Origin of the sequence: Flaviramulus basaltis, from assembly GCF_900114265.1 — a bacterium.
GTDB lineage: Bacteria > Bacteroidota > Bacteroidia > Flavobacteriales > Flavobacteriaceae > Flaviramulus > Flaviramulus basaltis.
The window spans coordinates 1,202,869-1,218,250 of sequence record NZ_FPKV01000001.1; the positions used below are offsets into that span (position 1 = coordinate 1,202,869).

General features: G+C 32.9%; 10 protein-coding genes. All 10 read left to right on the top strand.

Going from position 1 to position 15,382, the window contains the following annotated elements; translation table 11 throughout:
- Positions 1-102 precede the first annotated feature (102 nt).
- The 10 genes from BT151_RS05465 to ruvA all read left to right on the top strand — a co-directional run bounded on the left by BT151_RS05465 (position 103) and on the right by ruvA (position 15,376).
- Positions 103-4,866, top strand: coding sequence for a T9SS type B sorting domain-containing protein (locus BT151_RS05465; protein WP_171946611.1), 4,764 nt, complete (start codon positions 103-105; stop codon positions 4,864-4,866).
- 28 nt (positions 4,867-4,894) lie between these two features.
- A complete protein-coding gene (locus BT151_RS05470; protein ID WP_072400731.1) occupies positions 4,895-5,851 on the top strand; it encodes a PorP/SprF family type IX secretion system membrane protein in 957 nt (318 codons plus the stop codon).
- A gap of 21 nt (positions 5,852-5,872) precedes the next feature.
- Entirely contained in the window at positions 5,873-7,762 is a 1,890-nt protein-coding gene (locus tag BT151_RS05475; protein ID WP_072400732.1) for an OmpA family protein, read from the top strand.
- A 447-nt stretch (positions 7,763-8,209) separates the two neighbouring features.
- The gene (gene ruvB, locus BT151_RS05480) at positions 8,210-9,232 is read left to right on the top strand and encodes a Holliday junction branch migration DNA helicase RuvB (protein WP_072400733.1); all 1,023 of its coding nucleotides are present in this window, start codon (positions 8,210-8,212) and stop codon (positions 9,230-9,232) included.
- A 141-nt stretch (positions 9,233-9,373) separates the two neighbouring features.
- Positions 9,374-10,459 (top strand): nickel-binding protein, encoded by a 1,086-nt coding sequence (locus BT151_RS05485; RefSeq protein ID WP_171946612.1) that lies wholly within the window; start codon positions 9,374-9,376, stop codon positions 10,457-10,459.
- Positions 10,460-10,619: 160 nt separating this feature from the next.
- Entirely contained in the window at positions 10,620-10,760 is a 141-nt protein-coding gene (locus tag BT151_RS18575) for a hypothetical protein (RefSeq protein WP_171946613.1), read from the top strand.
- Between the two features lie 92 nt (positions 10,761-10,852).
- Positions 10,853-11,371: a hypothetical protein gene (locus BT151_RS05490; RefSeq protein ID WP_216231074.1), complete on the top strand. Its 519-nt coding sequence runs from the start codon at positions 10,853-10,855 to the stop codon at positions 11,369-11,371.
- A 96-nt stretch (positions 11,372-11,467) separates the two neighbouring features.
- Complete coding sequence (gene queG / locus BT151_RS05495) at positions 11,468-12,391, top strand: tRNA epoxyqueuosine(34) reductase QueG (RefSeq protein ID WP_072400735.1); 924 nt, start codon at positions 11,468-11,470, stop codon at positions 12,389-12,391.
- A 54-nt stretch (positions 12,392-12,445) separates the two neighbouring features.
- On the top strand, positions 12,446-14,743 hold the full coding sequence (locus tag BT151_RS05500; protein WP_072400736.1) for an NADP-dependent malic enzyme: 2,298 nt from the start codon (positions 12,446-12,448) through the stop codon (positions 14,741-14,743).
- A 51-nt stretch (positions 14,744-14,794) separates the two neighbouring features.
- Positions 14,795-15,376, top strand: coding sequence for a Holliday junction branch migration protein RuvA (gene ruvA / locus BT151_RS05505; protein WP_072400737.1), 582 nt, complete (start codon positions 14,795-14,797; stop codon positions 15,374-15,376).
- Positions 15,377-15,382: the final 6 nt, after the last annotated feature.

Genomic DNA, 15,382 nt, shown 5'->3' on the forward strand with positions numbered 1-15,382 from the left:
TAAATTGCACAAGAAAATAATTTAGAATATAAGATTTTTGATAATCGATATTAATTTTTTTACAAATAAATGCTATTAACAATTACTAAATTAACCAAATCTATGAAGACAAAATCCCTTTTGAGGTATGCACATTCTTTTGCAACCTTTATTATGGTGTTTCTATGGACAGCATTTTCATTAAATGCACAATGTCCTACAGTAACTGACCCGACTCCACCTCCTATTTGTGATGCATCAGGATATACATTTGCTAATTTAAGCTCAGATTTTGCAATAGATAATAATGGTAATGGTATAGTTTGGTATGATAATGCAGCTGCAGGAAATACTTATGATGCTAATGAGCTAGTACAAGAAGGTATTACTTATTATGCAGATGATGATTTTGGTACATGTACAGGTGGTAGAAATTCTATTACTGTTACCTTTCAAGTTAGTATTTCAATATCTAATACTAACAGGATATACTGCAGCAATGAAAATCCAACTGTTCAAACATACATTGATGATGTATTTCAAACAAGCATTCCCGTTGGAGGATCAGTTGAGGTTTATAATGATATTAATTTAACAGATCAAGCCAGTCTAACAGATGCAATTCCTGCTGGAGCAAAAAATTATTTCATTGTTTTTTATGATGGGCTAAGTGGCACTGGATGTTCAAGTCAAATAATTATTGGGCCTACAGCTCTTTTTGTAGCTCCTAGTGATCCTACACCAAATCCATCACAAGAATTTTGTTCAGACACAAATCCTACTATAGCTAACCTAGATCCAGGTACTACAGATTCTTTTAGTTGGTATCAAAACATTAATGGTTCGGGAGATCCTATTCCTCCAGCTTTGCTACCTAGTAAAGCTTTAGTAAGCGGAGCTACATATTATGTGCAGGTTGATGGCGCTTTTTGTGATAGTAATGCAGTACCAGTCAATATTACTATTGATGACCCAGTTGATGCTGGTAATTCTGAGGATTTAGTATATTGTTCAGATGATGTAACAACAGAACTGCCTTTTAATTTATTTGATGAATTAGGAGGAACTCCAAATACAACAGGAAGTTGGACAGGTCCATTAACGACATCAAATGGTCATTTAGGTACAGTTGATATATCTTCATTAACTACTGAAGGGACTTATGTTTTTACATACACAGTACTTAGTAATAATGCTTGTCCAGATAATACATCAACTGTATCAATAATGGTATATGAAACATTATCATCAGGAACAGCATTGAGCCCAGCTTCTTTTTGTGAAGCAACGTTACCAGCTTCTTTTGATTTATATACATTAATAGAAAGCTATGATGCAGGTGGACAATGGACAGAAGGAACTACAAGTGGAGGAACTGTTGTAGCAGACCCTATGAATTTAATTCTTACGGGTTACACACCAGCAACATATAATTTTACATATACCCAAAACTTATTACCAAATCCTTGCCCTGAGCAATCTACTACGGTTCAAGTAATAGTATTACCAGACCCAAATGCAGGAATTGCAGATAATCCAGAATTTTGTGAAAATGATTTAGCATCAAACTCACCTTTTAATTTATTCGATGCTTTAACGGCTCCTTATGATAGTGGAGGAACTTGGACAGATGCAAGTAATACACCTGTTTCCAATTCTATTGATATAACTGGATTTACAGTAGTTGGTAGTTCATATAATTTCACTTATACCGTTGACAATGGTACTTGTACAGATGATGAAACGATTTCTATTACAATATTAGAAGCTCCAGAATCTGGCACACCAGTAGGAGCTTTCCCAGAATTTTGTGAAGGTGAAGCACCAGTAAGTTTTGATTTATATAGTTTAATAGAAGGCGAAAATGGAACTGGAACATGGACAAATAATACTACATCAACAATAGTTCCAGATCCTAATAGTTTAGACTTATCTGGTTATACAGATGGTACTTATGATTTTACATTTGATATTGACCCTATAGCTTCATGTGATGATGTAGATGTTGTAGTGAGTGTAATAATAAATCCGCTACCAAATACAGGAACAGCAGATAATCCAGCGCCATTTTGTGAAAATGATCCTGCTTTAAGTAATACATCATTCGATTTATTTACGCTGCTAACAGGTACTTTTGATGCAGGAGGCACTTGGAGCGATGATAGTACAACGCCAATAACAGGAGCTTTAAGTGGAAACACATTAGATTTAAGTCAGTTAGTTGTAGATACATATAATTTCACATATACAATTACAGATGCTAATACATGTACAAATAGTACAACAGTAACCATTAGCATAGTTGAAGCACCGGAATCTGGGACAGTAAATACACCTATTGAGTTTTGTGTAGGAACTGCTCCAACAAGTTATGATTTATTCGAATTGTTAACAGGAGAAGACCAAACAGGAACTTGGAGTGATGATGATGCTTCAGGAGCATTATCAGGAAATTTAGTTGATTTGTCAGGATTAATACCAGCAACTTATAATTTCACTTTTGACGTAGATGCTGTAGGAAGTTGTGATGATGAATTGGTAACAGTAAGTGTAATAATAAATCCTTTACCAAATACAGGAACAGCAGATAACCCAGCACCATTTTGTATAAATGATCCAGCTTTAAGTAATACATCATTCGATTTATTTACGCTGTTAACAGGCACTGTTGATGCAGGAGGAACTTGGAGTGATGATAGTACAACACCAATAGCAGGAGCTTTAAGTGGAAACACATTAGATTTAAGTCAGTTAGTTATTGATACATACAATTTCACATACACCATTACAGATGCTAACATGTGTACAAATAGTACAACAGTAACTATTAGCATTGTTGACGCACCAGAATCTGGAACGGCTATGACGCCTGTTCAGTTTTGTCTATCTGAAATTACAGCAGGTCAAACCTATAATTTATTTGATTTACTTTCGGCTGATGCAGATCAAACAGGAACTTGGTCTGATGATGATGCTTCATTAGCATTAACAGGAAATACAGTTGCGCTAGATGCTTTAGCACAAGGAAATTTCAATTTTACTTTTGATGTAGATGCTATAGGAAGTTGTGATGATGTAAACGTTACAGTAAGCATTATTATTAATGATACAGCAGCACCATTAGCAAACACACCACAAGAGTTTTGTGATAGTGCAACAGTTGCAGATTTAGTTGCAACAGGAAACTCAATACAATGGTATGATGTTTTAACTGGAGGAACAGCATTAGCTGGAACAACAGCTTTAGGAAACCAAACATACTATGCAATTCAAACAGATGCTACTACAGGTTGTGAATCTTCAGTAAGGACAGCAGTAACAGTTACTATTTATACATCACCAAATGCAGGGAATCCAAATACAACACCAATTGTAATTTGTAATAATACCACCACAGATTTAAACGCAGGTTTAGATGGTACACAAGATACAGGTGGGACATGGAATAATGATGATGGTGTAGGTGCATTAGTAGGAAATATTTTTGATGCTACAGGTGTTTCAGCAGGAACATATAATTTCACTTATACTGTTACAGCTTCAGCTCCATGTATTGATGATAGTACTCCAATAACAATAACAGTTCAAGAACCATTAACTGCTGGGACATCAAATGGAGATGTAGATTTATGTAGTGTTGATGCCGATTTCGATTTGTTTTCAAACTTAACTGGTGAAGACGCTGGAGGAGAATGGTCTTATAATGGTTCTGTAATTACAAACCCTATACAACCTTCAACAGCAGGATCAGGAACCTATACTTATACCTTAACAAATAGTTGTGGTGTTGCAAGTGTTAGTTTTGAAGTAAATATTGTGCAAGCTGCAAATGCAGGAACAAATGGAGATTTTGCAATATGTACAACAGATATTGATACAACTAATAATATATTAGATTTATTAACCGTATTAAATGGTACGCCAGATAATACAGGCGAATTCACAACTACAGATTTATCTGGTTTTTCAGGAACAACTGTCGATTTATCGACACTAACTTCAGGAACAACTTATAATTTTACATATACTGTTACAGCTACATCACCTTGTACAACAGATTCAACAGCAGATATTACAGTAATTATAAATGATAGTCCAACGATAATTGTTGACAATGCTAATCCAGAGTTTTGTTTAGTTAATAACCCAACAATAGCTGATTTAGCAGACAGTATAAGCGCAACAGGAACGGTTAATTGGTATGAAGATGCTGCTTTAACATTATCATTAACAGATGCAGACGCTTTAGTTGATGGTGAAGATTATTACGCAACCCAAACTAATAATACAGGTTGTGAATCTTCAACAGCAGTTCAAATAAATGCTACTATAAATGATACGGCTACTCCAGTTTTAGATGATCCTTCAATGGAATATTGTATTAATGACGGGCCAACAATTAGCGATTTAGCATCAAATATAAATTACGACTCAACTCTATACAGCATTGTTTGGTATGATGCTGCAACAGGTGGCTCAGTTATTTCAAGTAGTACAAACCTAACAAATACAACTTATTATGCTGTGTTAGTAGACCCAGTAACAGGATGTGAAAGTAGTGAACGTTTAGTACTTACACCAGATGTAACAGCATGTGGTAAATTAGAAATCCCTGATGGATTCTCACCAAATGGAGATGGTGTAAACGATACATTTGATGTTGATAACCTAGCCATTTTATATCCAAATTTTGAAATGGAGATTTACAACCGATATGGAAGTATCGTTTATAAAGGAAATGCAAATTCGCTAAGATTTGATGGAACTTCAAACCAATCGAAAGTCATATCCAAAGGAGATTTGCCAGTGGGTGTCTATTTCTACATTTTTAAATTTAATGATGGCGAAAATAAACCAGAACAAGGACGCTTATACTTAAGCAGATAATTTATAGATAAAGCAAAATTTAGAAAAGATGAAACATTTAAATATATATCATAAAATAGCTGCTTTGTTAAGTTTGACGCTCTTGTCATTACAAAGTACAGCACAGCAAGACCCTCAATTTACACAATACATGTACAATATGAGTGTCATTAATCCGGCATATGCAACTGCGGAGCAAGGGATATTAAACTTAGGAGGACTTTATAGAACTCAATGGGTAGGTATGGAAGGCGCGCCAAAAACAGGAAGCTTTTTTGCTCATACTCCAATAAACGATAAAATTGAGATGGGAATCTCATTCACTAACGATAACATTGGAGATGTTGTAGACGAAAATAATATCTATGCAGATTTTGCTTATGTATTACCAGTAGGCATAGAAAGTAAAATATCATTCGGGGTAAAAGCAGGAGTGACGCTTTTTGATACCAATTTTGATGGTTTTATGTTGCAATCTGGAGGAACAGCTACAGATCAGGCGTTCGATGAAAACATCAGTAAAGCGTTTCCAAATTTAGGTATTGGAGCATTCTTTTTCTCTAATAACTATTACTTAGGTTTGTCGGCACCCAATATGTTGTCGACAAAACACTTAGAAGATGAAAATGGAATAAAAGCAACAGGTGTCCAAAACGTTCATTATTTCTTTACCGGAGGTTATGTTTTTGATATCGATAAAAATCTAAAATTAAAGCCAGCTTTTATGGGTAAAGCAGTAAAAGGAGCACCTTTAGCTTTAGATATTACTGCAAGTGTATTAATTAATGAAAAATTAGAAGCAGGTTTAGGCTACCGGTTAGATGATGCCATAAGTGCTTTGGTAAACTTTAGAATTACACCTGAGCTTCGAGTTGGATATGCCTATGATTATACAACAAATAACTTAGGAGACTTTAATTCGGGTTCACACGAAATATTCATATTGTTTGATGTCGATTTATTCGGATTCAGAGGCGGATATGATCGTTCACCAAGATTCTTCTAAAAAAAATAATAATTGGAAAACATGAAAAAAAATATATACATACTTGCAAGCCTTTTATTAGTTAGTGGAATGGCATTTGCGCAAAAAGGAAATATTAAAAAAGCTAATAAGCTTTTTGAAAAAAGAGCTTATACAGAAGCGGCAGAAACATACGAAACTAAAGAACGTTCTCAAGAAGTGCTTCAAAATTTAGCAGATAGTTATTATTATAACACAAGTCTTCAAAAGGCTATTAAAACTTATAGAGAATTATTTGTAGAATATGGTGATTCTATAGATATTGAATACCATTTTAGATATGCTCAAGCTTTAAAGGGAGTAAAAGATTATAAAGAAGCTGATAAGCACTTAAGTAAATATTATAACAAACCAATAAATACGTTTGCTTTTTTAGAAGAAACAGATAAAACTACACCGCATGTTTTCAATGCAGAACAAATAGTGAACGAAGGCTCAAGTAGCGATTTCGGATTATCGTTTTATGGTGATAATAAAGTTGCGTTTGCTTCGGCAAGAAATACAGAAAATCCTTCGTATTCTTGGAATGAGTTACCTTATCTGGATTTGTATAGTGCTACTTTAAAAAATGACACTACACTAGTAGATGTTAAACCATTTTCTGATGCTATTAATACAGATTCGCACGAAAGTAATGCCGTTTTTACTAGAGACGGTAGCACAATGTATTTTAATAGAACCAATATAATAAGAAAAAAAACAGACGATAATCGTATTGCGCATATTAAAATTTACAAAGCAGAACGAGTAGATGGTGTTTGGATAAATGTAACGGCATTACCATTTACATCAGATAATTACAGTACTGAGCATCCAACGTTAAGTAAAGATGAAAAAACACTTTACTTTGCCAGCGATATGCCAGGAACTTTAGGAAGTTTTGATATTTACAAAGTGGCTATAAATGATGATGGTACTTTTGGTGAACCAGAAAATTTAGGAGAAACCATCAATACAAAGCATAGAGAACAGTTTCCTTTTATTAGTGATTTTAATGTGCTTTATTTCTCATCTATTGGGCATCAAGGTTATGGAGGTTTAGATGTATTTAGAAGTAATATGGTAAACGGGAGTTTTGACAAACCTGTAAATCTTGGAAGCTCAATCAATAGTAATTTAGATGATTTTGCATACGTAGTAAAAGAGAAGGATAATCTTGGATATTTATCTTCAAACAGAACTGGTTTTGATAGATTATTTAGCTTTGTAAGAGAAGTAAACCCGTTAACAATTTATCAAGTCGAAGGAATTGTACAAGATTTAAATAGTAAAGAATTATTAGCGGGGTCTTTAGTAACCTTATTTGATGAGTCTGATACAGTAATTCAAGATACTATAGTAGCTGATGATGCCTATTATATTTTCAAAATAAAACCTAATCAAAAATATAAAGTTAGAGGTACAAGAAAAACATACATTCCTCAAGATGTTGAATTTTCAACAGATAGTAAAGGGAAAGTTCAACACAATATTTACCTGAATTTAGAGTCTTTTGCAGATGCAGAAGAACGTGTTAAAAAAGATGAAGTAAAAGATGTGGTAAAAGTAGAACTAGATAAAATTTATTTCGATTTCGATAAATCAAACATTCGTGAAGATGCAGCAGTAACTTTACAAGTATTAGTAGATTTAATGAAGAAATACCCATCTATGGAAGTCGAGGTATCTGCACATACAGATGCACGTGGACCAGACCAATATAATTTAGATTTATCTAAACGTCGTGCAGCATCTACTTTAGAATATTTAGTAAGTCAAGGCATTGAAAGAAACCGATTAAAAAGTATTGGTTACGGAGAAATGCAACCACTTAACGACTGTGTTAAAGAAGGTATTTGTGAAGATGATGAATATGATATAAACAGACGTTGTGAATTCACAATTTTAAATTAACCAAAAACCTTTTTAATAACCCTAGTTTTAACCAAAATTATTTAAAAAGCCTTTCCAATTCGGAAAGGCTTTTTGTTTATATTTGGACATGTGTAAATAAGTTTATGTATTTTTAAGATGAATAAAGAAAACCATATAAGATATGATTAAGTATTGGATTTTAATAATATGTATATTTCTAATAATAACTTACTTTATGCATAAAGTGTTTTATAAGAAAGTTAGAGGAGATGAAAAAACGAATAAAAAACTTTGGAATATATTTTATTGGGAAGGTTTGGTTGGCTTGAGTTCAGGATTAACATTTGTATTCTTGCTCATCTTGAAATACACTCATCTTTTATCTTTCTAAACGTTAAATGAATTATTATTTCTGCAAATGCAGGAATACACTTTACTGAAATTTTTTAAGTAATAAAAAAATTCCTGTTTTCGCAGGAAGTTACTATGAATGAAAACCTAGATCCAACAGACGATAATTTTTCACCAGAAGAATTAGATGTAGAAAAAAAGTTAAGACCTTTATCATTTGATGATTTTACGGGTCAGGATCAAGTGTTGGAAAATCTTCAAATTTTTGTTCAAGCAGCAAATTTAAGAGCAGAAGCACTAGACCATACATTATTTCACGGTCCTCCAGGATTAGGAAAAACAACCTTAGCGCATATTTTAGCTAACGAATTAAGCGTTGGAATTAAAGTAACCTCAGGACCTGTGTTAGATAAACCAGGAGATTTAGCTGGGTTACTTACAAATTTAGAAGAACGTGATGTGTTATTTATTGATGAAATCCATCGATTAAGTCCAATAGTAGAAGAGTATTTATACTCTGCTATGGAAGATTACAAAATAGATATTATGATTGAATCTGGACCAAATGCCCGTTCGGTTCAAATCAATTTAAATCCATTTACATTAGTTGGTGCAACAACACGCTCAGGTTTGTTAACAGCGCCTATGCGCGCACGTTTTGGTATTCAAAGCAGATTGCAATATTATAAAACCGATTTACTAACAACCATTGTACAGCGAAGTGCAGAAATTTTAGATGTTCCCATTTCTATGGAAGCAGCAATAGAAATTGCAGGACGAAGCCGAGGTACACCTCGTATTGCTAATGCCTTATTGCGTCGTGTTCGAGATTTTGCTCAAATAAAAGGTAATGGTTCAATTGATATTAAAATTGCAAAGTATGCTCTAGAAGCTTTAAATGTTGATGCACACGGATTGGATGAAATGGATAACAAAATTCTATCAACAATTATAGATAAATTTAAAGGAGGTCCAGTAGGTGTTTCAACTATAGCAACTGCGGTTAGTGAAAGCTCAGAAACTATTGAAGAGGTTTATGAACCTTTTTTAATTCAGCAGGGTTTTATAATGCGTACACCTCGAGGAAGAGAGGTTACAGAAAAAGCTTATAAGCATTTAGGAAAAATTAAAGGACCAACTCAAGGTGGTTTGTTTTGAACTAATTTTACCATTTTAAGAATTAATTGTTATATATAATAATTAAGAAATTAATTTTATTTGTATGCAATAATTTAAATTAGAATTAGTTATTTAATTAAGCTTCATATTATTTCTTATTCTTAGAATATGCCAATTTATATGGATTTACATATAGTCCCAGGGGTTTCTGCTAAAATGGCTGCTGAAGCTCATCGAGAAGATCATAAAGTCCAAAATGAATTTGGATGTCGGTGTATGACCTACTGGGTTGATGAAGAAAGAGGACGCGCATTTTGTTTAATAGAAGCACCAAATAAAGAAGCTATTAATAAAATGCATACTAAGGCATATGGAGCAAAGCCTCTGGAAATAATTGAAGTAAATAGCTCTGCTGTAGAAGCCTTTTTAGGTAGAATTCATGATCCTGAAACCATTGTCGATTTATCAAATCCTGATTTAAAAATTTTTAATGATCCCGCATTCAGAATTATTTTGGTAATCCAAATGATAGATGAAAAATTACTTGAATTTCAAGTAGGAAAGGAAAAATCTAAAGAATTACTCTTTCTTTTTAAAAATGTTGTTAGATCACAAATAAAAAAATATGGAGGTAATGAGGCTATTTCTAAAGGTGTAAGTATTATTTCTTCATTTGGATCGTCATTTCAAGCGGTAAAATGCGCCTCTGCTATTAAAGATGAACTTCAAAAAGAATCAAAAATCATCAATTTACACTTAGGTTTACATGCAGGTAATCCAGTTACAAAAGATGGAAGTTTATTTAGCGATGTTGTAAAATTTGGAAAATTTCTTTGTTCAATTGGTAACGAGAATGAAATTATTTTATCTCCAATCACTTTTGATTTATATAAAAAAGAATATCAAAGAATAGTTGAACCTGAGAGTTTTAGGTATATTGACGCTGAAGATGAAAAATTCCTTGAATCTTTAATGAATACTCTTTCAGAAAATTGGAATGACACAGCATTTAATGTTGTCCAATTAAGTAATAAAATGATATTGAGTAAATCAAGATTATATAGAACATGTATATCAAGGCTTGGAAAGTCTCCAAATTCAATAATTCTTGAGTATAGGCTAAAAAAATCACTTCAATTATTAATAAGAAAAAATACAAATGTTGCACAAACAGCTTTTGATGCTGGATTTAGTAGTGCTTCTTATTTTACTAAATGTTTCCGAAAGCACTTTGGACTACAGCCTTCAACCTATCGTTTAGGTTAATTTTCTTTGGTCAATTTTTACTACTATTAGAATTATTTTTAATAGATTCTTCAAATTTAACTATATAATTTAGTGCTGTTGATAAGGCAGATAGAATTTGTTTTAAATAGCAGTCTATTAATTTTTCAACATAATTACTAACGTTTAGAAAATAGAAATCATGTCCATTCACGATGGTAGTTTAAGTACAATTATGAGTGTGACTATATCCGAAAATTTAGGAGTCAAACCTATAGGTTTTACAAGTTGGAGGCAAGATTTTAATGTTAAGTCAGTATTTTTTATGATGTCTATAAAATGAAAGAATTTGAGAATAGCATTAAATGATAAACCGAATTTCGGAAAATATTATCGGAAGCATAAAAATCAAATATTAATTTAAAAACCTTCTTTATGAAAAATTTAAAAACTTATAAAATGTTACAGCATTATAACATTTTAGCTACTATTATATTAGCTTTTTTTTTGGTAGGCTGTAATAACGATGATGATTCTACTCAGGTTCTTGAAGCCTGGGAAATTGAAGTAAATCAACTTAAAAGTACAATAATTCCAATAAGTGATATTGATGATGCAATGGCAGCTGGCTGGAATATTGATGCCACTGGATATAGACCACATATGGGACATCATTTTATTAAGTTAGAATTAATAGATAATGTTTTTGAGTTAGAAAAACCAGAAGCGTTATTGTTTGTTCCCGATGAAAATGATGTTATGCAGTTTGTGGGAGTAGAATATTTAGTGCCAATAGAAAACCTAGATAATCCACCACCAACTCCTGAAGGCTACACTGGCAATAAAGATGTTTGGGAAATAAGTACAATAGATAGCATGTGGACACTTCACGTATGGATTGGTTTAGAAAATCCTGATGGAATTTTCGCAAAACTAAATATGACGCTGGATTAATCTTGTAATATTTTTTAAAAGCGTTAAAATAAATTAATTAGTTTTTTTGATTATTAGATAGTCGTACATTGGTCTTAAAGTTATTGAGATTATTTGATGAATCAAAAAGTAAGTTACACAAACCTTATCAAAACCGAAGCCAAACGCCTCGGTTTTTTGTCTTGCGGCATTAGTAAGGCTCAATTTTTAGAAGAAGAAGCACCTCGTTTAGAAAAATGGTTAAACAAAAATATGCATGGAGAAATGCGTTACATGGAAAATCATTTCGATAAACGTTTAGACCCAACTAAGCTTGTTGAAGATTCTAAAAGTGTTATTTCATTATTGCTAAATTATTATCCAGAAGAAAAACAAAATGAAAACAGTTTTAAGTTGTCAAAATATGCTTTTGGAAACGATTATCATTTTGTAATAAAAGATAAACTTAAATCACTTTTAAATTTTATTCAAGAAGAAATAGGTGAGGTTCATGGACGTGCTTTTGTAGATTCTGCGCCAGTTTTAGACAAAGCTTGGGCGGCGAAATCTGGTTTAGGCTGGATTGGTAAACATAGTAATTTGCTAACACAACAGGTAGGATCTTTTTATTTTATTGCTGAATTAATAATCGATTTAGATTTAGAATATGACACACCAGTTACAGACCACTGCGGAACATGTACAGCGTGTATTGATGCATGTCCAACACAAGCAATTACAGAGCCATATGTAGTTGATGGAAGCAAATGTATTTCTTATTTCACAATAGAATTAAAAGAAAATATCCCATCAGAATTTAAAGGAAAAATGGACGATTGGATGTTTGGTTGCGATGTTTGTCAAGACGTTTGCCCATGGAATCGGTTTTCAAAATCACATAGTGAACCGCTATTCAATCCGCATCCAGAATTACTTTCAATGACAAAAAAAGATTGGGAAGAAATTACCGAAGATACCTTCAAAAAAGTATTCAAAAATTCCGCAGTAAAACGCACAAAGTTTTCAGGCTTAAAAAGAAACATCAATTTCCTAAAAGAATAGTAATTTCCTTAATAGGATTATTATATTTGTTGGTTTAGTTAATTAACCATTCTTATGAGCGAAGAAAGCAAACGTAGAGAAGCCCTTATATATCACGCAAAACCAACTCCAGGGAAAATTAAAGTTGTACCAACCAAAAAATATGCGACTCAAAGAGATTTGTCTTTAGCATATTCTCCAGGTGTTGCAGCACCTTGTTTAGAGATTGATAAAAATAAGGATGATGTTTATAAATATACAGCTAAAGGTAATTTAGTTGCTGTAATTTCTAATGGAACAGCCGTTTTAGGTTTAGGAAATATTGGTCCTGAAGCTTCAAAACCTGTTATGGAAGGTAAAGGATTGCTTTTCAAAATTTTCGCAGATATAGACGTTTTTGATATTGAAGTAGATACTGAAAATATTGAAGAGTTTATTCAAACCGTAAAAATGATTGCTCCTACATTTGGTGGTATTAATCTTGAAGATATAAAAGCGCCAGAAGCTTTTGAAATTGAAAGACGCTTAAAAGAGGAATTAGATATTCCTGTTATGCATGACGATCAACACGGTACTGCTATTATTTCGGCAGCAGCTTTATTAAACGCGGTTGAACTTGCAGGAAAAAAACTAGAAGAAGTTAAAATAGTTATAAGTGGCGCTGGTGCTGCGGCTATTTCATGTTCACGATTATACCAAGCTTGTGGTGCAAAACGTGAGAATATGGTAATGCTAGATAGTAAAGGCGTTATTAGAGATGATAGAGAAGTATTATCTACAGAAAAAGCAGAATTTGCTACACATAGAAAAATAGATACACTTGATGAAGCCATGAAAGATGCCGATGTTTTTATTGGTCTTTCAATGGCAAATATTGTGTCGCCAGAAATGTTACTAGCTATGGCAAAAGATCCAATTGTATTTGCGATGGCTAATCCAGATCCTGAAATTAAATACGATATCGCTATTGCGACACGTAAAGATATTATCATGGCAACGGGTAGAAGTGATCATCCTAATCAAGTAAATAATGTACTAGGATTTCCTTTTATTTTTAGAGGTGCATTAGATGTTAGAGCTACAAAAATTAACGAAGCTATGAAAATGGCTGCCGTAAGAGCTTTAGCAAAATTAGCCAAAGAACCAGTTCCAGAGCAAGTTAATATTGCTTATGGAGAAACTAGATTAACTTTTGGTAAAGATTACATCATTCCAAAGCCTTTCGATCCACGTTTAATTGCGGAGGTTCCACCAGCAGTTGCAAAAGCAGCTATTGAAAGCGGTGTTGCTAAAAAACCAATTACAGACTGGGAACGTTATACAGATTCATTATTAGAGCGTTTAGGTTCCGATAATAAATTAGTTAGACTATTATTAAATAGAGCTAAACTAGATCCAAAACGTATTGTTTTTGCTGAGGCAGACCAATTAGATGTTTTAAAAGCAGCGCAAATAGTTTATGAAGAAGGTATCGCGACTCCTATTCTTTTAGGTAGAAAAGAAACCATAGAATCTTTAATGACAGAGATTGAGTTTGATGCAGATATTCTAATTATTGATCCTAAAACAGAAGAAGAAAACGAGCGTAAAAATAAATACGCTAAGGTTTATTGGGAGCAACGCAAACGTAGAGGAGTGACTTATTATTCGGCACAACGTTTAATGCGAGAACGAAACTATTTTGGTGCAATGATGGTTAATGAAGGTGATGCAGATGGTTTAATTTCAGGATATTCTCGAAATTATCCAACGGTAGTTAAGCCTATGTTGGAGCTTATTGGTATGATGCCAGGCGTAAGTCGTATAGCAACAACAAATTTAATGATGACAAAAAGAGGTCCTATGTTCTTAAGTGATACCTCAATAAATATAGATCCAGACGCTAAAACGTTAGCTAAAATTACACAAATGACTTCTAGAGTCATTAAAATGTTTGGCTTAAAGCCTGTATTAGCCATGGTTTCTTATTCTAATTTTGGATCATCAAGTAATGATAAAGCATCCAAGGTAAGAGAAGCAGTATCTATGTTGCATCGCAGTCATCCAGAAATGGATGTTGATGGTGAGTTGCAAACAGATTTTGCTTTAAATGATACTATGCTTCGCGAAAAATTTCCGTTTTCAAAGCTTGTTGGTAAAAAAGTAAATGCGCTTATTTTTCCAAATTTAGATTCTGCAAACATTACTTATAAGTTATTAAAAGAATTAAACGAAGCAGATTCTATAGGACCCATAATGATGGGAATGAGAAAGCCAGTTCACATTCTGCAACTAGGAGCTAGTGTGGATGAAATAGTAAACATGACAGCTATTGCTGTTATTGATGCTCAGCATAAAGAAAAATGGGAGGAAGAACATCCCGAAATCAACTAAATCTAATGCAAATAATTTTATTACTTTTGGTAGGTTAACCAATAACAATTCATGATAACACACATTCAAGGAAAACTTACTGAAAAAAATCCAACTCACGTTGTTATTGATTGTAATGGTGTTGGCTATATGCTTCATATTTCATTACATACATATTCTCAAATTCCAGAAGGAGAAAACTTAAAATTGTATACACATCTTCAAGTTAAAGAAGATTCGCATACATTATATGGGTTTTCATCACTTGCAGAACGTGAAATTTTTAGACTATTATTATCCGTAAGTGGTATTGGCGCTAGTATTGCACGTACTATGTTATCATCTTTAACTCCAAAACAAGTAAGAGAAGGGATTGCGAGTAGTGATGTGGCTTTAATTCAATCTATAAAGGGTATTGGAGCGAAAACAGCACAGCGTGTTATTATAGATTTAAAGGATAAAATATTAAGGATTTATGATATTGATGAAGTTTCAGTTTCTAAAGACAATACCAATAAAAATGAAGCGTTATCTGCTTTAGAAGTGCTTGGATTTGTCAAAAAACAAGCTGAACGTGTTGTGGATAAAATTATGATAGCTCAACCAGATGCTAGTGTTGAAACTATTATAAAGCAAGCCCTTAAAAATTTATAATATATT

Excerpts from the sequence above, each read along its gene's own strand:
- BT151_RS05470 (WP_072400731.1), top strand. The coding sequence starts at position 4,895 with ATGAAACATTTAAATATATATCATAAAATAGCTGCTTTGTTAAGTTTG.
- BT151_RS05475 (WP_072400732.1), top strand. The coding sequence starts at position 5,873 with ATGAAAAAAAATATATACATACTTGCAAGCCTTTTATTAGTTAGTGGA.
- BT151_RS18575 (WP_171946613.1), top strand. The coding sequence starts at position 10,620 with ATGTCCATTCACGATGGTAGTTTAAGTACAATTATGAGTGTGACTATA.
- ruvA (WP_072400737.1), top strand. The coding sequence starts at position 14,795 with ATGATAACACACATTCAAGGAAAACTTACTGAAAAAAATCCAACTCAC.
- BT151_RS05500 (WP_072400736.1), top strand. The coding sequence starts at position 12,446 with ATGAGCGAAGAAAGCAAACGTAGAGAAGCCCTTATATATCACGCAAAA.
- BT151_RS05465 (WP_171946611.1), top strand. The coding sequence starts at position 103 with ATGAAGACAAAATCCCTTTTGAGGTATGCACATTCTTTTGCAACCTTT.
- ruvB (WP_072400733.1), top strand. The coding sequence starts at position 8,210 with ATGAATGAAAACCTAGATCCAACAGACGATAATTTTTCACCAGAAGAA.
- BT151_RS05490 (WP_216231074.1), top strand. The coding sequence starts at position 10,853 with ATGAAAAATTTAAAAACTTATAAAATGTTACAGCATTATAACATTTTA.
- BT151_RS05485 (WP_171946612.1), top strand. The coding sequence starts at position 9,374 with ATGGATTTACATATAGTCCCAGGGGTTTCTGCTAAAATGGCTGCTGAA.
- queG (WP_072400735.1), top strand. The coding sequence starts at position 11,468 with ATGAATCAAAAAGTAAGTTACACAAACCTTATCAAAACCGAAGCCAAA.